Annotated in this window: 19 protein-coding genes and 2 pseudogenes; 7 read left to right on the top strand and 14 right to left on the bottom strand. The window is 58.4% G+C overall.

Features of this window, described 5'->3' with window-relative positions:
• Nucleotides 1–106 precede the first annotated feature (106 nt).
• Entirely contained in the window at nucleotides 107–1,012 is a 906-nt protein-coding gene (locus AACY52_RS26285) for a LysR substrate-binding domain-containing protein (RefSeq protein WP_339420119.1), read from the top strand.
• 61 nt (nucleotides 1,013–1,073) lie between these two features.
• Here AACY52_RS26285 and AACY52_RS26280 read toward each other — a convergent pair whose 3' ends face one another.
• The 6 genes from AACY52_RS26280 to AACY52_RS26255 all read right to left on the bottom strand — a co-directional run bounded on the left by AACY52_RS26280 (nucleotide 1,074) and on the right by AACY52_RS26255 (nucleotide 8,825).
• Nucleotides 1,074–1,403 carry a hypothetical protein gene (locus AACY52_RS26280; RefSeq protein ID WP_339420121.1) on the bottom strand — a complete coding sequence of 110 codons (330 nt, stop codon included), beginning with the start codon at nucleotides 1,401–1,403 and terminating at the stop codon, nucleotides 1,074–1,076.
• A gap of 544 nt (nucleotides 1,404–1,947) precedes the next feature.
• The gene (locus AACY52_RS26275; RefSeq protein WP_339420122.1) at nucleotides 1,948–2,793 is read right to left on the bottom strand and encodes an NAD-dependent protein deacetylase; all 846 of its coding nucleotides are present in this window, start codon (nucleotides 2,791–2,793) and stop codon (nucleotides 1,948–1,950) included.
• An 8-nt stretch (nucleotides 2,794–2,801) separates the two neighbouring features.
• Nucleotides 2,802–3,242, bottom strand: coding sequence for a CBS domain-containing protein (locus AACY52_RS26270; RefSeq protein WP_339420123.1), 441 nt, complete (start codon nucleotides 3,240–3,242; stop codon nucleotides 2,802–2,804).
• A gap of 130 nt (nucleotides 3,243–3,372) precedes the next feature.
• Complete coding sequence (locus AACY52_RS26265; protein WP_339420124.1) at nucleotides 3,373–5,322, bottom strand: DNA topoisomerase III; 1,950 nt, start codon at nucleotides 5,320–5,322, stop codon at nucleotides 3,373–3,375.
• Between the two features lie 165 nt (nucleotides 5,323–5,487).
• Nucleotides 5,488–7,113, bottom strand: a complete 1,626-nt coding sequence (locus AACY52_RS26260; protein ID WP_339420126.1) for an MFS transporter — start codon at nucleotides 7,111–7,113, stop codon at nucleotides 5,488–5,490.
• A 65-nt stretch (nucleotides 7,114–7,178) separates the two neighbouring features.
• On the bottom strand, nucleotides 7,179–8,825 hold the full coding sequence (locus AACY52_RS26255) for a GMC family oxidoreductase N-terminal domain-containing protein (protein ID WP_339420127.1): 1,647 nt from the start codon (nucleotides 8,823–8,825) through the stop codon (nucleotides 7,179–7,181).
• Between the two features lie 130 nt (nucleotides 8,826–8,955).
• Here AACY52_RS26255 and AACY52_RS26250 point away from each other — a divergent pair, with 130 nt between their 5' ends.
• On the top strand, nucleotides 8,956–9,846 hold the full coding sequence (locus tag AACY52_RS26250) for a LysR family transcriptional regulator (RefSeq protein WP_339428082.1): 891 nt from the start codon (nucleotides 8,956–8,958) through the stop codon (nucleotides 9,844–9,846).
• A gap of 47 nt (nucleotides 9,847–9,893) precedes the next feature.
• On the opposite strand, the gene AACY52_RS26245 is transcribed toward AACY52_RS26250, so the two are convergent.
• Genes AACY52_RS26245 through AACY52_RS26235 form a run of 3 tightly spaced genes read right to left on the bottom strand, consistent with a single transcriptional unit; the run spans nucleotide 9,894 to nucleotide 12,928 of the window.
• Entirely contained in the window at nucleotides 9,894–10,991 is a 1,098-nt protein-coding gene (locus AACY52_RS26245; RefSeq protein WP_339438953.1) for a DNA alkylation repair protein, read from the bottom strand.
• A gap of 21 nt (nucleotides 10,992–11,012) precedes the next feature.
• A complete protein-coding gene (locus AACY52_RS26240; protein ID WP_339420130.1) occupies nucleotides 11,013–12,359 on the bottom strand; it encodes a glutamine synthetase family protein in 1,347 nt (448 codons plus the stop codon).
• 11 nt (nucleotides 12,360–12,370) lie between these two features.
• The gene (locus AACY52_RS26235; protein WP_339420132.1) at nucleotides 12,371–12,928 is read right to left on the bottom strand and encodes an XRE family transcriptional regulator; all 558 of its coding nucleotides are present in this window, start codon (nucleotides 12,926–12,928) and stop codon (nucleotides 12,371–12,373) included.
• Between AACY52_RS26235 and AACY52_RS26230 the strand changes: the two genes are divergently transcribed.
• The 3 genes from AACY52_RS26230 to AACY52_RS26220 all read left to right on the top strand — a co-directional run bounded on the left by AACY52_RS26230 (nucleotide 12,917) and on the right by AACY52_RS26220 (nucleotide 15,007).
• On the top strand, nucleotides 12,917–13,342 hold the full coding sequence (locus tag AACY52_RS26230) for a DUF4440 domain-containing protein (protein ID WP_339560971.1): 426 nt from the start codon (nucleotides 12,917–12,919) through the stop codon (nucleotides 13,340–13,342). The two genes, AACY52_RS26235 and AACY52_RS26230, sit on opposite strands and share 12 nt — an antisense overlap.
• 85 nt (nucleotides 13,343–13,427) lie before the next feature.
• Nucleotides 13,428–13,736 carry an RcnB family protein gene (locus AACY52_RS26225; protein ID WP_339420135.1) on the top strand — a complete coding sequence of 103 codons (309 nt, stop codon included), beginning with the start codon at nucleotides 13,428–13,430 and terminating at the stop codon, nucleotides 13,734–13,736.
• Between the two features lie 77 nt (nucleotides 13,737–13,813).
• Nucleotides 13,814–15,007, top strand: coding sequence for an MFS transporter (locus tag AACY52_RS26220; protein WP_339428078.1), 1,194 nt, complete (start codon nucleotides 13,814–13,816; stop codon nucleotides 15,005–15,007).
• On the opposite strand, the gene AACY52_RS26215 is transcribed toward AACY52_RS26220, so the two are convergent.
• Complete coding sequence (locus tag AACY52_RS26215; RefSeq protein ID WP_339420138.1) at nucleotides 14,970–15,242, bottom strand: DUF1652 domain-containing protein; 273 nt, start codon at nucleotides 15,240–15,242, stop codon at nucleotides 14,970–14,972. The genes AACY52_RS26220 and AACY52_RS26215 overlap by 38 nt on opposite strands.
• A gap of 132 nt (nucleotides 15,243–15,374) precedes the next feature.
• Nucleotides 15,375–16,868: a helix-turn-helix transcriptional regulator gene (locus AACY52_RS26210; protein ID WP_339420139.1), complete on the bottom strand. Its 1,494-nt coding sequence runs from the start codon at nucleotides 16,866–16,868 to the stop codon at nucleotides 15,375–15,377.
• Between the two features lie 250 nt (nucleotides 16,869–17,118).
• Here AACY52_RS26210 and AACY52_RS26205 point away from each other — a divergent pair.
• Nucleotides 17,119–17,597: pseudogene (locus tag AACY52_RS26205) on the top strand (hypothetical protein).
• Between the two features lie 48 nt (nucleotides 17,598–17,645).
• On the opposite strand, the gene AACY52_RS26200 reads toward AACY52_RS26205, so the two are convergent.
• From AACY52_RS26200 to AACY52_RS26190, 3 genes are all read right to left on the bottom strand, one after another.
• Nucleotides 17,646–18,809: a hypothetical protein gene (locus AACY52_RS26200; RefSeq protein WP_339419499.1), complete on the bottom strand. Its 1,164-nt coding sequence runs from the start codon at nucleotides 18,807–18,809 to the stop codon at nucleotides 17,646–17,648.
• A 14-nt stretch (nucleotides 18,810–18,823) separates the two neighbouring features.
• On the bottom strand, nucleotides 18,824–19,711 hold the full coding sequence (locus AACY52_RS26195) for a nitrilase family protein (protein WP_339419497.1): 888 nt from the start codon (nucleotides 19,709–19,711) through the stop codon (nucleotides 18,824–18,826).
• Between the two features lie 103 nt (nucleotides 19,712–19,814).
• Nucleotides 19,815–21,773 (bottom strand): FAD-dependent oxidoreductase, encoded by a 1,959-nt coding sequence (locus tag AACY52_RS26190; protein ID WP_339419496.1) that lies wholly within the window; start codon nucleotides 21,771–21,773, stop codon nucleotides 19,815–19,817.
• Nucleotides 21,774–22,035: 262 nt separating this feature from the next.
• Between AACY52_RS26190 and AACY52_RS26185 the strand changes: the two are divergent.
• Nucleotides 22,036–22,227, top strand: a pseudogene (locus AACY52_RS26185) (FKBP-type peptidyl-prolyl cis-trans isomerase); the annotation flags it as partial.
• Between the last annotated feature and the right edge of the window lie 151 nt (nucleotides 22,228–22,378).

The raw sequence follows: 22,378 nt of genomic DNA, 5'->3' as shown, positions 1-22,378 counted from the left end.
TTGATTGATTTAGAAAACAGAATAATTAGCTTCAAGCCGCAAGCTTCAAGCCTAGTCAGCGGCCGCTTTAACTTGCAGCTTTCAACTTGTCACTTGGAGCTTACCCATGACCGTTAAACAGATGAGGGCGTTTCTCGCCGTGGCCCAGAGCCTGAGTTTTGCCGCCGCCTGCGAGCGCCTGCATCTTTCCCAATCGGCGCTGAGCCTGACCATCAAGGGGCTGGAAGAAGGGTTGGGCGGGCGCCTGTTCAGTCGCAATACGCGTAACGTTGCGTTGACCCCTGAAGGCGAATCCCTGTTGCCCCTGGCGCGCCGACTGATTGCCGACTGGGACAACGCCGAAGACGAACTGCGCCAGCGCTTCACCTTGCAGCGCGGGCGCGTCACGGTGGCGGCGATGCCGTCGTTTGCCGGCAATTTGCTGCCGCCGATCCTGAAAATATTCCGCGCGCGTTACCCTCAGGTAAATGTGACCGTGCATGACTTGATCAATGAGCAGGTGCTGGAGATGGTCCGCGATCGCCAGGTGGAGCTGGGCGTGGCATTCGAGCCCTCCGAAGGATCATCGTTGGCGTTTACCCCGCTGTACCTGGACCGGTTTATTGCGGTTGTGCCGGGTGACTCAGTCTTGGCGCAATGCACAGAAATCGATTGGAAAACCCTGCTGGAGCAGCCGTTCATTACGCTGCAACGGCCTTCGACGGTGCGGGTGATGCTGGAAGAACACCTGGGCGCCTTGCAGATGAAGTTGCCCGTAGCACTGGAGAGCCATCAACTGGCGACAGTGGGCAAGATGGTGGCGAATGGTTTGGGTGTCAGTGCCGTACCTGCATTGTGCGCGCGGCAGATGGTCGAGGCGGGTGCCCATTGCATCACCTTGAGCAATCCGGTGATTGAACGGCCGATTGGGGTGCTGACCAAGCCAGGGCATGAACTTTCGGCGGCAGCGCAGGTGCTGTTTGATATTTTTTGCGATGAGGCGGGGAAGGGACGATTACCCGCGTTGTTATAAAACACGTATTAAAAAGCCCGCTCGAATTAACGAGCGGGCTTAAATGTTTAAGGCTGTGTTATCAGCAGTATCTATCAATCACTTTAATCTGCGATTGGCCGTTGAGGTTCTGCCATTCGGTATTAAGTGTGTGGAAGACCTGTTCGATAAAGTTGCGATCGGCAGCAGCCTTCTTGCCAACATAACCCTGGCCACGGCGGTACATCTTCAGGCGTGCCGCCAGTTCACGGTTATTGCGGTCGAACTCGGCTTCTTCGGTATGGGGCGCCAGGCAGTCAATTTGGACTTCGCCCGATTTGCCAATCCACAGGATATGGTCGTCGAGCGTGTCTTTTTGCGCTGCGAACATCTCAGCCAATTCATCGATAGTGGGTTGGTTGTTCAGATTCATGTGTAAGCCCCTTGACCAGTTGGCGATCTATCAATTGATTCGTTAAAACTGCTTAGTTGTCTCCGGTTTTGAAAACCGGGCGTCAGCGACTGTCTGCCGAATACGGGCAGGGTCTTGAACCTGATGCATGTAGTCTTGCTGATGAACTGCTACGCAATGCTTTCTCAACGAAGACAAGCAGCACTTGCGCTCCTTGTACCGATCCTCTCGGCCGGTCAGCTTCATCAATCCGCCTTGTGGGCAGTGCACATCCGGAAAAAACAGCTCGGCGGTCAGACGAGCTCTTTCAAAACACTTGTTGCCAACGCTCCCGATCCGGGAGACGTCTCGATAATGCAAGGACAAAAACGTTACGTCAACGATTATGTAGTGATTATTTTTGGTCACTACATAATTTGTTGTGGGGGCGGGGTAATGCGGAGAAACGTGACTTGGGCGTCATTTTTTGGAAGGGTGGGTCGTAGGCTTTCCGTCGCTAATTCACCGCATCACCCATGGGGGAGCCAGCACGCCCGCCCCACATTTTTGAATTGCAGTGTTTTTGCTATTGCAATCGTTCAGCCAATAACGGCAACAGCAGCTCGCAGGACGCTTCGATCTTCGCCTGCAGCAGCTCATCCCCCCGAGTCTTGCCCAGGTTGATGGCGATCACCGGTTTGCCTTGCTCGACCATCGCTTTGCACAGACGAAACGCCGAATAGGCCATGAGCGACGAACCCACTACCAGCAAACCTTCCGCATGTTCCACCGCAGCCATTGCCTTGGCCGCTGTCGGCGGGGCTACGTTTTCGCCAAAAAACACCACGTCCGGCTTCAAGCGTTCGCCGTTGCAATGGGGGCAGCGGGGGACCTGGAAGCGCTCTTCGAAGGCCGGGTCCAGCAAGGTGTCGCCATCGGGCGCTTGCACGGCATCGACGCCGGCCAGGTAGGGATTTTCGATTTCCATCACGTGCTGGATCACATCACGCCTGCTGTGCTGCAGGCAATCCAGGCACAGTACCCGGTGCAGGCTGCCGTGCAGTTCGATCACTTCATCGCTTCCGGCTTGATCATGCAGGGTATCGACGTTTTGGGTGATCAGACCGCTGACGCGCTCCCGATGCTGCAGTGTCGCCAGCGCCAGGTGGGCCTTGTTCGGTTGCGCAATGCGTACCCTCGGCCACCCGAGCATCGCCCGCGCCCAATAACGGCGCCGCGCCTGCGGGGTGGCGAGGAACTCTTGATACATCATTGGCGCTTTACCTCGACGCACGCCTTCGCTGTCGCGGTAGTCGGGAATGCCCGACGACGTGCTGATCCCCGCACCGGTCAGCACCACAAAACGCCGTTCGGCCATGGCTCGGTGCAGGGTGTCGAGGTGATCCTCTTGATGTTCCAGCGTGTCGAGCATGGGTTCCCCTATTCGCCGCGGATGTATTGCTCCAGCTGTTTGATCAGGTCAGCCTGTTCGGCAATGGCTTCTTTCACCAAGTCACCGATGGACAGCAGGCCCAGCAGTTTGCCTTCTTCCACTACAGGCAAGTGGCGCAGGTGACTGTCGGTCATGATGTTCATGCATTCATCGACGCTCTTGTGGGTGTCGACGGTTATCACCGGAGAGCTCATCACCTCATGGACTTTTGTGGTGACCGACGATAGTCCCTTAAGCATGATTTTGCGTGCGTAATCACGTTCACTGATGATCCCTACCACCACGCCATCCTGGACGACCGGTAAGGCCCCGACGTTTTTCTCCGACATCCGCACCAGTGCTTCAAACACGGTATGGTCATGTTTGATGGTATGGACGTCCTGGTTTTTCTGGTCCTTGGCTTTGAGCACTTGTGCAACGGTTTTCATGGCGGCCACTCCGGTGTTGTTGTTAGGAAGTCCAAGTCTCCTTAAGAATCCTAGACGGCCCGCGCGAGGGCAAGGTCCAAAGCGGCGTTAAACCCGTCGAAAAACGTCATTCGCCGGATTTTTTCGGTGTTTACCCGGCATTTGTCGGCTTTCTTGCCCGCTTGGGGCTGGCTGCGGTTTTGCGTGGCGCGCTTTTGCGTTTCTTTTTCCACGGCGCGGCGCCTTTGCCTGCCGGGCTGGCCGGGCCAGTGATGGTCATGCGCATGCCATTGCAGCGCGCGACTTGCTTGCTCATCCAGGCTGCCTGTTTGGCGACGAACTCCTCCAGGCTCATTTCGCCGCTTTGCACCATATCCAGGGCCTGCTCCCAGATCGCGGTAGTGCCTGGGTCGGCGATGGCGCGGGGCACCGCGTCGATCAGGCTGAATGCCGCCGGGGTAGCCGACAGCGCCTTGCCATTCTTCACCAGGTAACCACGGTCCAGCAGGCCCTGGATAATCCCGGCGCGGGTGGCTTCGGTGCCAATACCGGTAGTGTCCTTGAGCTTTTGCTTGAGCAGCGGGTCTTCCACCAGCTTGGCGACGTTTTTCATTGCCTTGATCAGGTCGCCTTCGGTAAAGGGCTTGGGCGGTTGGGTCCACAAGTCCTTGAGGTTGACCTTGGCCACCGCGTAATCCTGGCCCTGCACCAATGTCGGCAGCGCTTGGGGGACGGGCGCCTCACGTCCCTTGGCTGGCGCCAGGGCTTCGGGCAAGGCGCGTTTCCAGCCAGGCTCGATCACCACTTTGCCCACTGCGCGCAACGCTTGGCCGGCACAGTCAAAATCCGCCTGGGTACGATCGTATTCATGGTTGGGCAGAAACTGCGCCAGGTAACGCGCGCGAATCAAGGTGTAGACCGCACGATGCTTGCCGGAGAGTTGACCCACGTCATTGCCGGCGCCGGTAGGAATGATGCCGTGGTGGGCGCTCACCTTGGCGTCGTTCCATGCCCGCGAGCGCCGCTGGGCATCGATATGCGGCATCAACTCGTTCACCGCTGCATCGGCGCGCCCGAGTGCGGCTAGGATCTTCGGTGCTTCACTGTGCTGACTTACCGGCAGGTAGCCGCAATCGCTGCGCGGATAGGTGATGACTTTGTGCGTTTCATACAGCGACTGAGCGATATCCAGGGTTTCCTGCGCGCCGAGCCCGAGTTTCTTGGAGCAGATTTCCTGCAGGGTGCCCAGGTCGAAGGGCAGGGGCGCCACTTCGCGCATGCGCTCGGTACGCAACTTCACCAGCCGTGCGCTGGCGGCATTGCGCATGGCATCAGCGGCGTCCCGCGCCACTTGCGGGTTGAGGCAGCGGCCCTGGTCATCACAGGTGTCCTCGGCCGCACGCCATTGGGCGGTGAAGGTCATGCGCTCATGGTGCAGGTCGACATCGATGGCCCAGTAAGCCACCGGTACGAAGTCGGTAATGCTGCGGTCGCGGTCCACGACCAGGCGCAAGGTCGGTGTTTGCACGCGGCCTACTGGCAGCACGCCTTGATAACCCGACTGGCGCCCAAGCAATGTAAACAGGCGGCTCATGTTCATGCCGATCAGCCAGTCGGCGCGGGAGCGGCCCAGGGCCGAATGATACAGGCTGAAAGTCTCGGTGCCTGGCTTGAGGGACGCCAGGGCCTTGCGAATGGAGGCATCGTCCAGCGCCGACAGCCACAGCCGCTGGATCGGCCCGCGATAGCGACAATGCTCCACCAGTTCGCGCGCAATCATCTCGCCTTCACGGTCGGCGTCGGTGGCAATTACCAACGCCTGCGCTTCTCCCAGCAAACGCTTGACCGCCTTGAATTGGCTGGCGGTCTTGGGCTTGACCCGCATCTTCCATTTTTCCGGGACGATCGGCAGGTCGGCCAGCACCCAGCGCTTGTACTTGGCGTCGTAGGCATCCGGCGGGGCGGTTTCCAGCAGGTGGCCGATGCACCAAGTGACGGTGACCCCATTGCCCAGCCAGCACCCATCGCCGCGCCGGTTGGCGCCGAGCACGGCCGCGATATCCTTGGCCTGGGAGGGTTTTTCACAGAGGTACAGCCGCATGGTCATCACATCAGATCGGGTTGATGCTGTGCAGGATGCTTAGTAAGCGGCGTTCCGGCAACCATTATCTGTATGGATGTACAGCTGAAAGTTTCAAGCGACAAGCTGCAAGAAAGAGCCCATTGGCTTTTACTTGCTGCTTGTCGCTTGCCCCTTGAAGCTTATTCAGTTGTTATCAATGTCCACGTGCCGCGTTTCTTTGAGGCAAATCAACCCCACAATCAGGCTCACCCCGGTCACCACCACCGGGTACCACAAGCCATAGAAGATATCGCCGGTGTACACCACCAAGGCAAACGATACGGTCGGCAGGAACCCGCCAAACCAGCCGTTACCAATGTGGTAGGGCAGCGACATCGAGGTGTAGCGGATACGCGTCGGAAACAGTTCCACCATCAGCGCTGCCAGTGGGCCGTAGCACATGGCGGCGATCAGGATCAGCGCCACGATCAGCACCACTACCATCACCTTGTTGACCTGGGCCATATCCGCCGAAGACGGATAACCGGCCAGGGTCACGGCGCCACGCAGGGCTTTTTCGTCAAACCCATCGATACGCACGTCGCCCACACTCACCTGCACCGGGCTGCCCGCCGGTGCGGCAGCGCTGCTGTAGGGCAGGCCTTGCTTGACGAGGAAGGTCTTGACCTTGTCGCACGGGCTGTCAAATTTCGCCTTGCCCACCGGGTCGAACTGGAAAGTACAGGTGGACGGGTCGGCCAGTACGGTGATTGGGGCCTGGCGGCTGGCCTGGTCCATTGCCGGGTTGGTGTAGTGCGCCAGGCTCTTGAAGATCGGGAAGTACAGCGCGGTTGCCAGCAGCAGGCCGAGCATCAGCACCGGCTTGCGCCCCACCTTGTCTGACAGCCAGCCAAAGAAGATAAAGAACGGCGCGCCAATCACCACGCTGATGATCAACAGCATATTGGCCAGGGCAGGGTCCATCTTCAGGAACTGCGTGAGGAAGAACAGCACGTAGAACTGGGACGCGTAGAAGGTCACTGCTTGCCCGCCGTTGATGCTGAACAGCGCGATCAGCACCACCTTGAGGTTTTCCCATTTGCCGAACGACTCGCGGATCGGCGACTTGCTGGTCTTGCCTTCCTCTTTCATTTTCAGGAACGCTGGCGACTCATGCAGGCTCATGCGGATCCACGTGGAAATACCCAGCAGCACAATGGAAAACAGGAACGGAATCCGCCAGCCCCAGACTTCGAACTGGTCACCGGTGAAGTAACGGCAGGCCAGTACCACCAGCAGCGACAGCAGCAAGCCGATGGTCGCGGTGGATTGAATCCAACTGGTGTGGAGCCCGCGTTTGCCGGCTGGTGCATGCTCGGCCACATAAGTCGCCGCGCCGCCGTATTCGCCGCCCAGTGCCAAGCCTTGCAGCATGCGCAGCAGGATCAGAATGATCGGTGCCGCAATGCCAATGCTGGCGTAAGTCGGCAGCAGCCCGACGCAGAAGGTCGCCAGGCCCATCAAAATGATGGTGACCAGAAAGGTGTATTTACGCCCGATCATGTCGCCCAAGCGGCCAAATACCAACGCACCGAACGGCCGCACCACAAAGCCGGCGGCAAAGGCCATCAAGGCAAAGATGAACGCCGTGGTGTCGTTGACCCCGGCAAAGAACTGCTTGCTGATCACCGCCGCCAGGGCGCCGTAGAGGAAAAAGTCATACCACTCGAACACCGTCCCGAGGGACGAGGCGAAGATGACTTTCTTTGAGTCGTTGCGGGTACTGGCGGTGGTGACCGCCGAGCCCAGGGGTTGAGCATGTTCTGACATCGGTTAGCCCTCACAGTGATTATTTATTGTTGTTCCACTGTCGGCGCCAGTTTCAGCGCCGCTATTCAGATTGCATGAACCAGTTCTTTCTCCGGGGCGAGACTCCTTGTATTCGGCGAAAGGATCAGCTGCGCGGCCTTCTCCGCGATCATCAGCGTAGGTGAACAGGTGTTGCCGGACGTAATGCGCGGCATGATCGACGCATCGGCGATGCGCAATCCAGGCACACCATGCACGCGCAGTTGGGCATCGACCACCGCGTCTTTATCGCTGCCCATGCGGCAGGTGCCGGCCGGGTGGAAGATGGTCGTGCCGATGCGCGCGGCGGCTTCGTGCAGTTCGTCCTCGGTTTGCAGTGAATCGCCCGGTAGGTATTCCACCGGCTTGAATGGGCTCAGGGCCGGGGCTGCGACGATGCGGCGCGTCAGGCGGATGGCATCGGCGGCCACGCGCAAATCTTGCGGATGGCTGAGGTAGTTGGGGCGGATCAGCGGTGCGTCCGCCGGGTTGGCCGAGCGAATGTCGATACGTCCGCGACTTTGCGGGCGCAGGTCGCAGACCGACGCGGTAAACGCCGGGAACGCGTGCAGCGGCTCGCCAAAGCGCTCAAGCGACAGCGGTTGCACATGGTATTGAAGATTGGCCGAGGTTTGTTCCGGGCCCGAGCGGGCAAACGCGCCGAGCTGGCTGGGTGCCATCGACAGCGGGCCGCTGCGGTCGTACAGGTAGCGCAGGCCCATGCCCATCTTGCCCCATACGGTGCCAGCGATCTGGTTGAGGGTGCGGGCGTTTTCCAGCTTGTAGATCAGCCGCAATTGCAGGTGATCCTGCAGGTTACCGCCCACGCCCGGCAGTTCATGCAGCACGTCGATGCCCAGCGGCTTGAGCACGCTGGAGGGCCCTATCCCCGAGCGCTGCAAAATCCCCGGCGAGCCGACGGAGCCGGCGCACAGCACAATCTCTTTGCGCGCCTTCCAGCTCACCTGCTGGCCCTGCTGACGACCAACCACCTGTGAGGCTCGGCCGTTTTCCAGCAGCACGCGGTCTACTTCCACTTCGGTCAGCACGGTGAGATTGGGGCGCTGACGGATCGGCTTGAGAAATGCCTTGGCCGCGTTCCAGCGCACACCGGCTTTCTGGTTGACCTGGAAATAGCCGCAGCCTTCGTTGTCGCCCTGATTGAAGTCGCTGATCGGCGCGATGCCACTTTGCGCCGCCGCGTCACGAAAGGCGTCGAGGATCGGCCAGTGCAGGCGCTGTTGTTCGACTCGCCACTCACCCCCATTGCTATGGAATTGGGAGTCACCGGCAAAATGATTTTCGCTCTGTTTGAACAACGGCAGCACGTCTTTCCAGGCCCAGCCGGCGTTGCCTTCTGCCGCCCAGCCGTCGTAATCCTGGGCCTGGCCGCGCATGTAGATCATGCCGTTGATCGATGAGCAGCCGCCCAGCACCTTACCGCGTGGATAGCTCAGTGCACGGCCTTGCAGGCCTTCCTGGGCTTCGGTCTTGAAGCACCAGTCGGTGCGCGGGTTGCCGATGCAGAACAGGTAGCCGACGGGGATATGGATCCAGGGGTAATTGTCGCGGCCGCCGGCTTCAAGCAGTAGCACGCGGTGAGCGGGGTTGGCGGACAGACGATTGGCGAGCAGGCAGCCCGCGGGGCCGGCGCCTACGACGATGTAATCGTATTCAGCAGTTGCAATGGGCATCTGAAGGTCTCGCTTGTTTTTCTTATTGGTTCCATCCTAGTTGTTAGTTTTCGTCTTAAAAATGTTAGTTTTTACCCAGCTGCTGTTCGTTTTTAAACAGCACGACCCCGTGTCACGCAATGGAGGCGCCATGTTCGATTGGAATGACCTGCGGTACTTTCTTGAGTTGCAGCGCAGCGGCCGCCTACTCACCGCCGCGCAACGCCTGAAAACCACCCATGCCACCGTGGCACGGCACATCGAGGCGATCGAGAAAAGCCTCGGTACTGCGCTGTTCGTACAGCATGCCCAAGGCTACGAGCTGACCCCTGCCGGCGAAGCCTTGCTCAAACACGCCGAAGCCATGGAAAACGTCGCGCTGCTGGCTGAAGACGAACTGACCCACTCCGCCGCGCCTTTGGGCAAGATCCGCCTGGGCGTCGCCGAAGGGCTGGGCGTGATGTTCCTGGCCAGCCGCATGGGTGGGCTTTTCGAACGCTACCCCGGACTGGAAGTGGAGCTGGTGGCAGTGCCGCGCTTTGTCAGCATCCTCAACCGCGAGGCGGAAATCAGCATCCACCTTGAACGGCCCAGCGTCGATCAATTGGTCACCCGCAAACTCACCGACTACCGCCTGGCCCTCTACGCCAGCCGCGCCTACCTGGACCGTAACCCGCCGATCGAAAAGCGCGAAGACCTCGCGGTGCATTCGTGGATCGATTACGTCGACGACCTGCTGTTCAGCCAGGAACTGAAGTTCCTCAGCAGCTTCTGCCGCAACCCCAAAGTGGTGTTCCACAGCACCAGCGTGATAGCCCAGCACCAGGCGGCACGCTCAGGGTTGGGCATTGCGGTGTTGCCGTGTTTCATGGCCTCGGCTGATCCGGAGCTGGTGGCTTTGCTGCCGGGGGAGGGAATTCAGCGCAGCTACTGGATCAGTTCGCGGCGGGAGTTGCACAAGTCAGTGCGGTTGCGGGTGTTGTGGGATTACGTGGTGGAGTTGTGCGCGCGGGAGCAAAGCTTGCTCCTCGGCGAGATCTGACTGACCGGATCAAGACGGTGGGAACTGTGCAGGTTCACTCAAACCTGTCAGGCGCGCAACTCGAACTCTGCGCTGCCCAACCGCTCTCCATTCACCACCACGTGCACGCTATGCCTGCCGGGGTAATGCCTGCGCGTGGTCAGCTCGCGAATATGCTGCTCGCGCCGGATGCTGAGGTGTTCCCCAGCGCCGAGGGTAAGCGTCTTGAGTTTGAACACCTTTGCCGCGCTGTGCCCGGCACTTTTCACATAGTCGATCGCGTAATCCACCACCAGTTTCTGTGGGGCGGCGGCGGTTGATTCCAGGCTGAAGGACAGCTCGATCCGTTCCCCCAGGTTGATCACCGCCGGTGTCACCTTGAGGTCATGGATCTTCACCTCGGCCCTGGCCCCGGCGCCCATGATCGTCAGCGCCCGGGTGTTGCCTTGCTTGATCAGGCTGCGCAAGGCGTGGCGGGCGATCCAGGCGGTGTGCGGGTTGTCCAGGTTCCAACCCTCGATCAGGCTGAGCACCCACTCCGGGTGGTCCTTGGTGATGTCGTTGAGGTGGTTGGCCACAGACTTGCGCACATAAAGGCTGCCGTCGGCCTTGAGGTTGTCGAGGATCGACGCGCACAGTTCAGGGTTCGCCTGGACTTCGGCCAGGCGGAACGACCACGGCAGACGCGGCCGCGAGCCTTCGCTGGCGAGGCGGCGCACGTGTTCGTTGTCATCTAGCGACCATGTCTGCATCACCGCCAACGTGCGCTGGAAGTCATCCAGCAGGAAGTGGCGGATGGCGAATTCGGCGGAGCCAAAGGTGGTGAAGTATTGGAGTGCAGCCATGGAGCGCTTGAAGTCATCCCGCCCGTAATTCGCCACGAAGTGCGGCAGGAACAGGCTGACGAACGCGCTGTTCAGGCGCGGGGCGAGGGCGTAAAGCAGCTTGAGGGTTTGCGCATAATCCAGCGGGATCACTGCATGCAGGCTCTCGCTGACCCGCGCCATGCGCTGCATCACCGACAACTCCGTCAGCCCGGACTTGGCGTGCTGGAGGAAGCCCTTGGCGTCGAAGGCCGGGTACACCGCCGTCATTTGCGTGGCGATGTGGTGCAGGCGTTCGATGTTGAAGATTTCCTTGAGGGCCGGGGCGCTTTGGTCAGTCATCGGTGATTCCATAGGGGATGTTTAGAGAAACCAGCGGTATTCCCGCGCAGGGATCTCTTGCTGGAAAGCCAAGTGGTCCTGGCGTTTGTTCTCGCAGTACACGTCGACAAATTCGGCGCCCAGCTTATCGCGCAGTACCGGTTGATGTTGCATGGCGCGCACGGCGTCGAGCATTTCCAGGGGGAAGTCGGTACCGCTGGTGCGATCTTCGTTCAGTGGGGCGATGGGTTCGCGCTTGGCTTCAAGACCGTGCTCCAAGCCCACCAGGATCGCCGCCAGCACCAGGTACGGGTTGGCATCCGCACTCGCCAGGCGATGCTCTACGCGCAGGTTGCGCGGGTCGGACTCGGGGATCCGCACGCACGCATCACGGTCTTCAAAGCCCCAACTGGCGCGCGTTGCCGCGTTGACCGTGCCGCCCAGGCGGCGAAAGGCGTTGTGGTTGGGCGAAAAGATCGGCATGCAGTGCGGCAACAATTCCAGGCAGCCGGCCACGGCATGGCGCAATGGCTGCTGCTGGTGCGCTGCCAGCAGGTTATTGCCCGCGCCGTCATACAGGCTGACATGCACATGCATGCCGCTCCCGGGGAATTGCAGGTAGGGTTTGGCCATGAAGCTCGCACGGTAACCGTGCTTGAGCGCTACGCCGCGGGTGCTGCGACAGAACAGGGCGGCCCAGTCGGCGGCGCGCATACCGTCGCCCTGGTGACCGAAGTTGATTTCGAACTGGCCGGGGCCGATTTCGGCAGTGATCACCGTGATGTCGATGCCCTGGTTCTTGGCGGTTTGCGCCATGTCGTCGAGCACTTCGCTGAAACGCGATAGCCGTTCGATATGCAGGTTGGGTTGGTCGTCGGGGTCGTCACTCAGTGGGTCGCGGGCGCATTGCGGCAGGCCATTGTCGAGTTTCTTGTCGAACAGGTAGAACTCCAACTCGAACGCCACCACCGGGTGAATGCCCTTGTGTTGCAGGCGTTCCAGCACCTTGGCCAGCACTTCGCGAGGTTCGAATTCGATGGGCGCTTCGGTACCGTCTGAGGTAATCAGCATCTGGCCCAGCGGCTGCGACTCCCAGCTCACCGGCTTGAGCGTGCCCGGCACCAGACGGCGGTTGGCATCCGGGTCGCCGTCGTTGAAGCAATAGTCACCAATCTTGAACAGCCCCCCCTGAGCCCCCAGCAGCACGGCGTTCTGTGGCAGCTTCAGCGGGCTGCCGGCGGCGACTTTTTCCAGCATCTCGATGGGGTAACGCTTGCCGTAGAAGTGCCCTGGAATGTCCAAGGCGATCAAGTCTACGTAACGCACGTCGGGATGGTTCTGGCGAAAGGTCCGTACTTCGGCCAATAACGTGGTGGCATGGCTTTTCACGGGTGCAGCTCCTAGTTGTAAACCCACAACACGCGGGCGGGCAGGTCGGTCAGATTGGCGTAGCGGCAATGGGCGAAGCTGGCCAGGTGGAAGCTGTCGCCGGGGCCGAGGGTGGCCGGATCGGTCTCACCGTCGACCCACAGCGTCAATTCGCCCTCCAGTACAAAGCCGGCCTGCTCGGCGCGGTCGCTCATGGTTTGTTCACCGCTGTTGGCTCCGGGAGCCAACAGACTGTCGAGCATCGAAAAGGCGCCGTTCATGCTGGGCGAGACGAGGATGTCGGTGATGCCATTGGCGTAATACACCGTGCGCCGCTCGTTGGGCCGGGTGATCCAGTCCACCGCCTTGGGTTTGGGCTGGCTGTAGAAGTAGGTGGTGGGCACGTCGAGGGCATGGCTGATGGCGGTCAAATCGGCCACGGTCGGGCGCGACAGGCCGCGTTCGACCTGGGACAGGAAACCCACGGATCGCTCGATTTTCTGCGCGAGCTGGGCGAGGGTAAGCTTCTTGTGCTTGCGCAGATCGTGGATCAGTGCGGCCAGGGTGGAGAGTTCTTCTTGTGGGGTCATGAAATTTATTTTGATAAATTTCATGAAAAATTACAGGATTTATTTCATGGAGGCAATGGAATGGATTTAGACGCGCACTTATTTGAGCTTGAACAGGCGCTGCAGCAAACGACTACCCGTTCGAATGCGACGCGGTTGGCGGAGCTATTGGCGGATGATTTTGTTGAGTTTGGTGCCAGTGGAAATGTGTGGGGCAGCAAGGCAGAGGTGATTTCCGGACTGCAGGATCAGGTGTTTTCTGCGCGCTGTATAACTGATTTCACGGTGAAAAGGCTGACTGAAGGTGTGGCTCTGGTGACCTATCGCTCTCATCGGCACGCAGGTGGGGCTTCGCTGCGCAGCTCGGTATGGCGAGCTGAAGAGGGGCAGTGGCGGATGGTGTTCCATCAAGGCACACCTGTGGCAGTTGCCTAGCTCACTCCGTGCCAAGGCTTGATTGAATGATCAGACCCGCCAGCGGTCCGAACCTGGGTAAGCGCCATTAATTGAAGGAGCACCCATGAAGTCCAAGTCCCTAATCGCCTGCCTGCTGGTTGCCGCCAGCCTGTCCACCGCCAGCTTTGTCGTGCACGCCGGTGATACCCCCCAGGAAACCGTGCAACCTTCGAATATCAACGCCCGTGACTTGAAAGAGGGCGACCGCGCACCGGATATGTTGATGCGCAAGGAATCAGCTGTCAGCGACTGGAAAAAACGCGGCCTCAAGCAGCCTGAAGAAGACAGCCAGTGGGCGCGGGTGGGCGATAAATTCGTCCTGCTCAAGACCACTAACGGCACCATCCTTGAGATCACTCCCGTCAAGAAATGACCTTGCATTCGTGCCCTGTTCCTGAGTTAAGGTAGCCGGCCGTAAAGGCCGCGTTACCTTCCAGGAAAGAAAGCAGGATGCTTGCCACAATAAGAAACTACCCCCGCACCGTTAACCTGTTGCTGTCCGCCACGTTGATGCTCACGTTGGCCAAGGCGATCACGTTTCCGTACTTGGTGATTTACCTCACCAGCCACTTTGCCCTTGATATCACTCAGGTCGGTCTGGTGATCGGCAGTTCGCTGATTGTCGGCTCGCTGCTCAGCGTCTATGGCGGCTTCCTGGTCGACCGTATCAACAGCTACCGGTTGCTGCTCGGCATGAGCGTGCTGTTTGTACTGGGCTTTATCGGCACGCTGCTCGCGCAGAATATCTGGGCGTTCTACAGCTGCCTGATCCTGATCAACCTGGCCTACGCGGTGATCGATATCGCGGTCAAAGCCGGTTTTGCCAGCTTGTTGCCCGAAGACGCACGCAGCGAAGTGTTTTCCATCAAGTACACCCTGACCAATATCGGCTATGCCGTAGGGCCTTTTTTCGGGGCGATGATTGCCAAGCTGGACATCAGCTTGCCGTTTATCCTTTCGGCGCTATTGGGTGTAGGGTTTTTCCTGCTGTATTGGCGTTGGGGTGACCGCACGTTGGCGACCGTTGATGCCACGCAAAAGCCGGTGCCCTTTCTTGCCGTTGGCCGCGTGCTGTTGCGCGATCGTCGCCTGGTCTGCTTCACCGTTGGCGGCGTGCTCAGCGCCGTGGTATTCGGTCAGTTCACTGCATGGCTGTCGCAATATTTGGTCACCACCACCACCGCCGAATACACCTACACCGTGGTCAGCGCCGTGCTGACCACCAACGCCGTGTTGGTGATTGCCCTGCAGTATGTGATTGGGCGGCGCATCTCGCATCGCTACTTGGGCCAGTGGCTGATCGCAGGACTGGGCATGTTCATGCTGGGGATCATTGGTTTTGCGCTGTCCACCAGCGTGCTGTGGTGGGTATTGGCAATGGCGGTGTTCACGGTGGGGGAGATCATCGTGTTTCCGGCCGAGTACATGTTTATCGACCGCATCGCCCCGGACCACCTGCGCGGCATGTACTACGGGGCGCAGAACCTGTCCAACCTGGGGGCTGCCCTTGGGCCGGTGTTGTGTGGGCTGGTGCTGGCCAGCCTGCCGGCCCACTACATGTTCTACATGCTGGGGGCGTTTATCATTGCGGGCGGGGTGTTCTATTTCATGGGTGCGTCGCTGAAGGCAAATCATCCAGCGTGAGCTTGCCCACGGTGTTGCATTGCAGTTCGTAACGCAGCTCTTCCACCATTTTTTCGACTTCTTGCGGGGTCTGCAGCCGGTTCGTGCTGATCCCGGTGACAACCAGGTCGACCCGGCCGGTCTCCGCGTCGTAGACCTTGAGGGTCAGCGACGCGTCCCGGCACAGGGTGAATTCGCACGTCAGTGGCGACAGACCTTCTTCGATGCAATTGCGCAGTTGAGAGAGGGTAAACATGTGGGTTCCTTCAGGGTGTTAATGCGGTGGCACACGATCAAAGCCTTGTGCCCACGCCCTGAAGGTTAGGGTTTACTTGCCCGTGTCATAAGTTGAATTCGCACTAGACGCACTAGTGCATTTGCACCGCATTCACTTGTTCTTGAGCCGCAACTCGCGGGCAAACAGTCCGCGTTCGCGGGCCCAAACGATCGCTGCACTACGACTATGCACCCCCAGCTTGGAGTACACCGTGGCCACATGGTTACGCACCGTGTTGGGCGCCAGTTTTAGGCGCGAGGCAATTTCCTTGTCAGCCAGCCCTTCGCAGATCAACCCCAAAACATCCCGCTCGCGGGCCGTGAGGTCGGTGAACGCGACATTCGGCAGGTTGGGGCTGTTGACGCTTTTGGCGTTCGCCAGTTTCTCGATCAGTGTCTGGCTGAACCATGAAGCGTCTTGCATGACTTCCTCGATGGCGGCCACCAGTTCCAGCTCCGAGCGCTTGCGTTCGGTGATGTTCATCAGCACCAGCAGGTAGCAGGGCACATCCTGAATGATCACGGTGTCGGCGGACACGACACAGTCGATAACCTCATCGCCTTTCTTGCGCACCTTCAAGTCCTGGCCGTCAACGCTTCCGGCTTTTTCCAGGGTGGTGAACAACAGGGCGCCAGCCGTTGCGCTGTCGATAAAACCAATGTCTTCGATGGCCTTGCCGATCAATTCTTCGCTGGTGTACCCGGTGATCGTCATGAACGCCTCATTCACATCCACCACTTGGCGGTTGGCGGCGCTGCAGACCAACGTCGGCACCGGGGTCAGGCGAAATGATTTGGCAAACCGTTCTTCACTCTGGCGCAGCGCGGTTTCGGCCTTGCGCCGAGGCTCCAGGTCAGTGAAGGAGAACAGCATGCAGGCCTCTTCGTTCATGTCCAGCGGCTGGCCGGCGACGATCACCAGTTTGCTGCCGCCTTCGGGCAATCTCAGTTCGGCCTGCATCTGCGGTATGGTCGCGCCATCGCCCAAGCGCTGGATCGCCAGGCCCTTGCGCTCGGCCTGCTCCAGTACGTCCAGCTCATAGACGGACTTGCCGATGACTTGGTCGCGGTTGTAACCGGTCATCTCCAGAAAGCCTTGGTTGACCTTGATATAGCGCAAGTCGCTCAGACGGCAGATCACCGCAGGCGCCGGGTTGGCGTTGAAGGTTTTCTCGAAGCGCTGCTCGGCACTGGCCCATTCGGTAGCGTCGCTGAGGATCAGTACCAGCAGCTCCGGTTCGCCATGCGAGTCGGCGATCACCAGGCTGCGCAGGCGGTGTACCCAGGTTTTGTCCGAATCGGCGTTTGGAATCACCTCCACCACGACGTCGCTGAATTCGTCGCCAGCGGCAGCACGGGCCAGGGGATAGTTTTCCGGCAGCAGTGGGTGATTGTTGCGATAGCGCAGCGTGAAGCGCTCGGCATACGCCTGCGCATCCGCGCCTAGCCCCATCACGTCGCCCACGCCGTGCATGGTCAGTGCGGCTTCGTTGGCCCACAGGATGGTCTGGTCGACCTCGGCGAGAATGATCCCATCGGATAACCCGGAAATGATCTGCTGCAGTTGGCGGCGGTTGGTTTCTTTAGCGAGGACGTCCTGGCTCATGATTTCTCCGGAAAAAAGCGCATAAAAACTCCGACATGCACGCTTCAGGATAGTGCAGAGAAAGTGAGGGGGACGGAGTGCAAATGCATCAGGCAATCTGGTGCATTTGCGCCACGACTGAACAGCTATCGTTTCGCCACACGCCTACTCAACAAGGCACATCGTCGTGCTCCCATAACGTGCGAAGTACCTCTGTATGACCACTGTCTATGAAACCGATCGCTCGCTGTTTCGCGTGCCCTGAAGCGCGGTGTTGGCCGGTAGTGCAATTGCCCTGGTGACCTACCTGGTCCTTAGTGTGCTCGACACCGCCGGCAACATGGTGGGTAAAGGCTTGTCGGCTGCCAGCAGCGGTATTGCCGCGGCGACGGATGCAGCGACCAATCCTGCGCAGGCAGGCGACCAGTTGAAGCAGTGGTTTGAACGCGTGATAGCGTCCGGTGAACGCGGCGGATAAAGAAGCGCTGGTCAACTTCGTGGCGGCGCGTACCGGCAAGAGTAAGGAAGAAGCCACGCAGATCGTCGACAATTACGCCCAGGCTTATCAGCAAGCCATGCAGAAGGTCGAAGAGCTGAAGCAACAGGCTGAACAGAAAGCCCGTGAAGTGGCTGCCAAGCAGGTTTCCCGTGCGGCCTGGAGCACCTTGGCGATGCTGCTGTTGGGGGGCGGCGCTGAGCTTCTTTGTGGGACGTATGGCGCTGACTAATCGTCGCGTACCGTTGGCCTGACGTGTTGTGATGAGGGTGGTGAGAGGGGGACCTCTCACCACGCTTTTGCTAAACCACTAACCATCCCACGACTGGCACGATGATCAGCGTACTCAACGCCATTGAGAGCACGTTACCGATGTAGGGGTGGAAGTGGGCCGGCAACCTCCCCGCGATGGCGCACGCTAAAGGTGGAGCAATCAATGCACCGAGCAGCGCACTTGATCCCATCACCATCCAACTTCCTCCATGGGTCAACACGGCAGCCGGTACTACTGACACCAAGGGAACATAGGTGGGATACCATCCTCGCTTGATCCACTCACGTCGCCAGATGACCACACCCAGCGCAGACGTCAGTGCTTGCGCGCCGATCAGGTGCAATATGAGGCCTGAGCCGTACGCCGGGCTCACGGGATTCAGGGCGTACGCCAAGAGGACTCCCGCCAACAGACCCAGACTGGCTAGCTCGTTTCCAAAAAACGGCGCTTCGGAGAAATCTGCCAGCACCCGGCGCAGGCTCCAAGTCACGCCATAAGTGGGAAGAGCGGCAGGCTCCGGTTTGGCCGGTGGGGTAAAGTCCGAGCGCACCACAGAGGGCATCCGACGGCATAGCATAAACGCGATCACGCTACCGATAGCCATGCCCATCACATTGCCAATCACCGTCGGCAACCCCAGCGGCACGCAGACAAAGTTGACGATCAACAGGCACATCGGCGTAACGAGCACAGCGCCCAGTGCTGCGCCAGTGAGGGTGACCTTCCACCCGCCGCCAAACATCAGCACCATTGCCGCCGGCAACGAGACGAACGCCGCGAACGTCGGTTGCCACGTCTCAGCGGTGACAGCCCATCCCCACAGCAGGTTGCTGAGTAGCAGGCCGAGCAACGAGCTGGTTATCAGCCAAGGCCATAATCCGGTCCCATAGGAAATGGAGAAACCTTGCCAGGCCTTACCCCTTCGGCTGGCCCACCAGGCCAGGTAGGCACCTCCCAGCAGGCCGAGCGACGCCAGTTCATGTTTGTAGAAAGCGACCTCGCTGATATCGCCAAGTACCCAGCGCAGCCAGGCAACAGGGTGTGGGAGGCTTTGCACCATATCGGTGTAGCCAGGCCAGGGCCCGGTGAACGCTAACCACATAATGATCAGAGCGCTGGTCAGCGCAATGACAACAACAGTCTTGTCAATGTTGGACCAGGGGGTTCGTGGTTTTTCTAAGAGGTTACCCATAGTCAACCCTCCAATCAGCGCGGCAGGGCAGGGTGTTGGGCGTAACCGAGCATTTGATCGTAGAGATCATTGCGTCGATCACGTTGCAAATCGTTGAGGCTGTTCCAGATCGGTGCACTGCGGGCGCTGGTGATATCAATGTCGGCGAACAAAATTTCCTGGCGATTGGCCGAAGCGACAGCGCCAATCGGCCAGCCATTGGTTCCGGCAATCAATGAGCATCCGAGGTAACGGGCGTCTCGCTCCTCGCCAATGCGGCTGGCGGCAGCGATAAACACGTTGTTGACGTGGGCGGCGGTCATCGTCAGGTATGACGCCATGCATTTTCCCGCGTCGTCGAATAGCGGCGGTGGCGTCCACACCCAGTTGTTCAGGCTGCAAATAATATCTGCGCCTTGCTGGCTGAGAATGCGCGGTACCTCCGGGAACCAGATGTCCCAGCAAATCAGCAAGCCAATACGGCCGATCGGCGTTTCAAATACCGGAAAGCCTGTATCGCCGGGGGTGAACCATAGCTTTTCCAGGTTCCACAAATGCGCTTTGCGGTATTTTCCGATGTAGCCTTCGGGACCTAACAGCACGGCCGTATTGAATAGCTGCATACCGTCTATTTCACATAGGCCTGCTACCAGATACACCTGGTGCCTGCAGGCAAAATCTATCCACGCCTGCACGCTGGTACCGTCTGGCACTCGTTCTGCGTGATCAAAAGCATCCTGGCGACTGCTGAAGAAATACCCGCAATTGGTGAGCTCGGGCAGCACGATCAGGTTGGCTCCGCCGTTCGCGGCTTCGGCCGCCAGTGCGAGGCTCTGACTCAGATTATTGGCGCGGTTGGCCATGCCGACCTGTGGATCAAGTTGAATGACCGCTACGCGTGCAGGGCTTACTGGTTCGCTCATTGAGGTGACCTCTTATTGTTATACAACCGGAAAATGGTTGGATGTTTATAAGAGGCGACAATATGTTTAATTGAAAGTCAGACGGTTCTCGTTGCTGCGTAGTCTATTTCCTTTGTTGCTCGGTTTTGTAGGCTGGGTAGTCCTGCATGTCAAAGCCGCCGTTGAAATTGGCGCGTGTTTTATTGCAGATGTTTATCACGGTGTCGACGGCGCCTCTGAAGCAAGGCTCAGTCCAGCCAGCATCAACGGAAAACGACTCGCCGCAGAGATAAAGTCCCGATTTGTGGGAGAAGTCCCTGTTGTATTTCATTAAGGACACCGCGGCGTAGTAGGTGCCTGCGCGATAGAGCTTTGCACAACCCAGCGAGTGCTTGTCGTTCATCCAGCGTTGAACGACGGCCTGTTTATGTCCTATATAAGGTGATATTTTTTCTTTGATGTTTGTGGACTTCAAGAGGATTCGGTCAAGCTCTTTTATGCATTTATCGACCAGTTGTTCGTCGTCAAATACCGATAGCTTGGTCGCGTCGTCTTCCCACGTGTAGCTGAGGAGGATGCAGTCATAGGTATTATTATTGTGGTAGCGGTAGGTATATACATCATGTACCCAGCTGTCCGTAACGATCGCTTGAGGTATGTTCTTGTTCTCTGAGAGAAACGACTTTTTTAGTGGCGCGTAGACTTTGCAGCTGGTTTCCCAGTGGGCGGTCTTATAGGCTTCTATGATGTTGAATGGGAGTGTCTCCTGGCTGAAGTTTTCAATTGATACTTGTGTCTCGATCAGCCAGGAGGGGAGTGTCATTACGACAGCGTCACAATCGATAAATACGTTTTCTGTTTTGTCTTTTTGTGTGGCATTCCAGCTGTAATACACCCGTATTTTTCCGTTCTTGAGTTTTTTCAGTGTTGTCACTGCACTGCTGGTCAGTAAACCGGATGGGCGCTTTAAAAGGTGTTCGTACAAAGAATCATCGGTCTCGTCGGGTTTTATGAAGAGCAGCGATTCCGCCAGCGATCCAAGGCCAATATAGTTTGGTTTGTTGAATTTCAGCCCTCTGGAGTCCAGCGTCTCTTTAGCATTCAAGTACGGTGCGTCCATGGGCGTACCGTCTGCGTCAACCCGTCCGTGGATCAACTGCAGATGACTGCTGAATCCAAATATCGCCGTGCGCAGAGGGTAAAGCGCGCAGACGTCATAGAAGGCGCCCCAACTGCCATCACCTATTCCGATGGCGTAGAACACTGCAGATTCCTGGGCACTCATACCCAGGCCGCCAAAGTTTCCAGGATCCCTGTGGTGCCACGTATCAATACTTGGCAACTTGACCAGGTCCCGAAAGGACATACCTTCGTATTTTCTTACTATCGATGCCCACATGTCCTCCCAGCGTTCGGAGCCGTAATTTTCGGAGACGCACAGCGTCATACGCTCGGCAAATGTCTTCCATTTCGCGAAAACGTGGCCCAGCGTTTGCCCTGGCGGGGCTGTTTTTCCATCGGCGTTTTTCCAGATCAGCAGGGTGGGTTCACTGCTGTTATCTATGCTCCCTTCTCTGAGGAATATACCTGTTGAGCGGACGGCCGGGCTGCCCGGGTTTGGAAAGTCTGAATGGCGCAAATCGAATTCGTTAGCGTAATAGGCCATCAGTGAGCGACCGTCTTTGGGAGGCTCATTTGTCTTGTTGAAGAACGGCATCCTCATTGCACCCATCTCGAAAGGGGGCCTGCCTGGCGTGTTGGTGTGATTGTTCCCAAGGGCGGTAAGGTGTCGGCCGCCAATACGCTTGGATTTTTCGAGTAAGGTAATGTTTGTGAACCCGCACCTGTAAAGCTCGCGTGCAGTCGTCAGGCCGGTAATGCCAGCGCCAATAACGCAGATCTTATGATTGGGTTCAGTGGCCTGGGCAATCCCGTTTACCTGTTCAACCAACGCGCGGTAGTCAAAGCACAGGTCGGGTGGATTAGGAAATGTTGCCCTCCATTTCTTCTCGGTAGAGCGCTTTTCTCGATGCTGGCGCTGGGCGATGTCTGCGGGGTAGTTGAAGCCGGAACCGATGGTCATTCTGATATTCCCTATTCAGCGTAATGAACGCTTCATAGGTTGAGCGTTAGCACTGGGCGCGAGAAATAAGCTGAAGGTGTTTTGGGGGGAGGGGACATCGTGTTTTTTTGTAAGTGAATTTCAGGCAGCAAGCGCAGAGAGAGCCCTCTGATCCTGAAAGGCGCTGCGGCGCGTAGAAACTGTCAGTGTTGCGTTTGAAGCTTGCCAAACCCGCTTGATTCTGGGAAAAACGCCATCCTTTGCGTCCTCAATGAGAACCGCCATGAGCCACGACGAACTCCAAATCACCGACATCCGCCCCGGCACTGGCAAAGCCGTGGTCAAGGGCGCGTTGATTACTACCCAATACACCGGCACCCTGGAAGACGGCACGGTATTCGATTCGTCCTGGGAGCGCGGCAAACCGTTCCAGTGTGTGATCGGCACCGGGCGGGTGATCAAGGGCTGGGAGCAACAATTTTCAATGTGACCCTGAAGAGTGTAGTGGTCTAATTTCCCCGGACACCTCGATAGGTGGAGAATGCATCTATCGAGGAGTTTTTCATGACTGGCAAACGCAGGACATTCGACGACAGCTTCAAGCTGCAAGTCGTAAAAATGATCAA

It is taken from the genome of Pseudomonas sp. EA_65y_Pfl1_P113 (genome assembly GCF_963970525.1).
Taxonomy (GTDB): Bacteria; Pseudomonadota; Gammaproteobacteria; order Pseudomonadales; family Pseudomonadaceae; genus Aquipseudomonas; species Aquipseudomonas tritici.
Note: the sequence above shows the minus strand (reverse complement) of the source record. Positions and strands in the feature narration are given on the sequence as shown.

Excerpts from the sequence above, each read along its gene's own strand:
- AACY52_RS26260 (WP_339420126.1), bottom strand. The coding sequence starts at position 7,113 with ATGTCAGAACATGCTCAACCCCTGGGCTCGGCGGTCACCACCGCCAGT.
- AACY52_RS26200 (WP_339419499.1), bottom strand. The coding sequence starts at position 18,809 with ATGGGTAACCTCTTAGAAAAACCACGAACCCCCTGGTCCAACATTGAC.
- AACY52_RS26270 (WP_339420123.1), bottom strand. The coding sequence starts at position 3,242 with ATGAAAACCGTTGCACAAGTGCTCAAAGCCAAGGACCAGAAAAACCAG.
- AACY52_RS26225 (WP_339420135.1), top strand. The coding sequence starts at position 13,428 with ATGAAGTCCAAGTCCCTAATCGCCTGCCTGCTGGTTGCCGCCAGCCTG.
- AACY52_RS26255 (WP_339420127.1), bottom strand. The coding sequence starts at position 8,825 with ATGCCCATTGCAACTGCTGAATACGATTACATCGTCGTAGGCGCCGGC.
- AACY52_RS26220 (WP_339428078.1), top strand. The coding sequence starts at position 13,814 with ATGCTTGCCACAATAAGAAACTACCCCCGCACCGTTAACCTGTTGCTG.
- AACY52_RS26190 (WP_339419496.1), bottom strand. The coding sequence starts at position 21,773 with ATGACCATCGGTTCCGGCTTCAACTACCCCGCAGACATCGCCCAGCGC.
- AACY52_RS26280 (WP_339420121.1), bottom strand. The coding sequence starts at position 1,403 with ATGAATCTGAACAACCAACCCACTATCGATGAATTGGCTGAGATGTTC.
- AACY52_RS26250 (WP_339428082.1), top strand. The coding sequence starts at position 8,956 with ATGTTCGATTGGAATGACCTGCGGTACTTTCTTGAGTTGCAGCGCAGC.
- AACY52_RS26285 (WP_339420119.1), top strand. The coding sequence starts at position 107 with ATGACCGTTAAACAGATGAGGGCGTTTCTCGCCGTGGCCCAGAGCCTG.
- AACY52_RS26215 (WP_339420138.1), bottom strand. The coding sequence starts at position 15,242 with ATGTTTACCCTCTCTCAACTGCGCAATTGCATCGAAGAAGGTCTGTCG.
- AACY52_RS26275 (WP_339420122.1), bottom strand. The coding sequence starts at position 2,793 with ATGCTCGACACGCTGGAACATCAAGAGGATCACCTCGACACCCTGCAC.
- AACY52_RS26210 (WP_339420139.1), bottom strand. The coding sequence starts at position 16,868 with ATGAGCCAGGACGTCCTCGCTAAAGAAACCAACCGCCGCCAACTGCAG.
- AACY52_RS26235 (WP_339420132.1), bottom strand. The coding sequence starts at position 12,928 with ATGACCCCACAAGAAGAACTCTCCACCCTGGCCGCACTGATCCACGAT.
- AACY52_RS26265 (WP_339420124.1), bottom strand. The coding sequence starts at position 5,322 with ATGCGGCTGTACCTCTGTGAAAAACCCTCCCAGGCCAAGGATATCGCG.
- AACY52_RS26245 (WP_339438953.1), bottom strand. The coding sequence starts at position 10,991 with ATGACTGACCAAAGCGCCCCGGCCCTCAAGGAAATCTTCAACATCGAA.
- AACY52_RS26195 (WP_339419497.1), bottom strand. The coding sequence starts at position 19,711 with ATGAGCGAACCAGTAAGCCCTGCACGCGTAGCGGTCATTCAACTTGAT.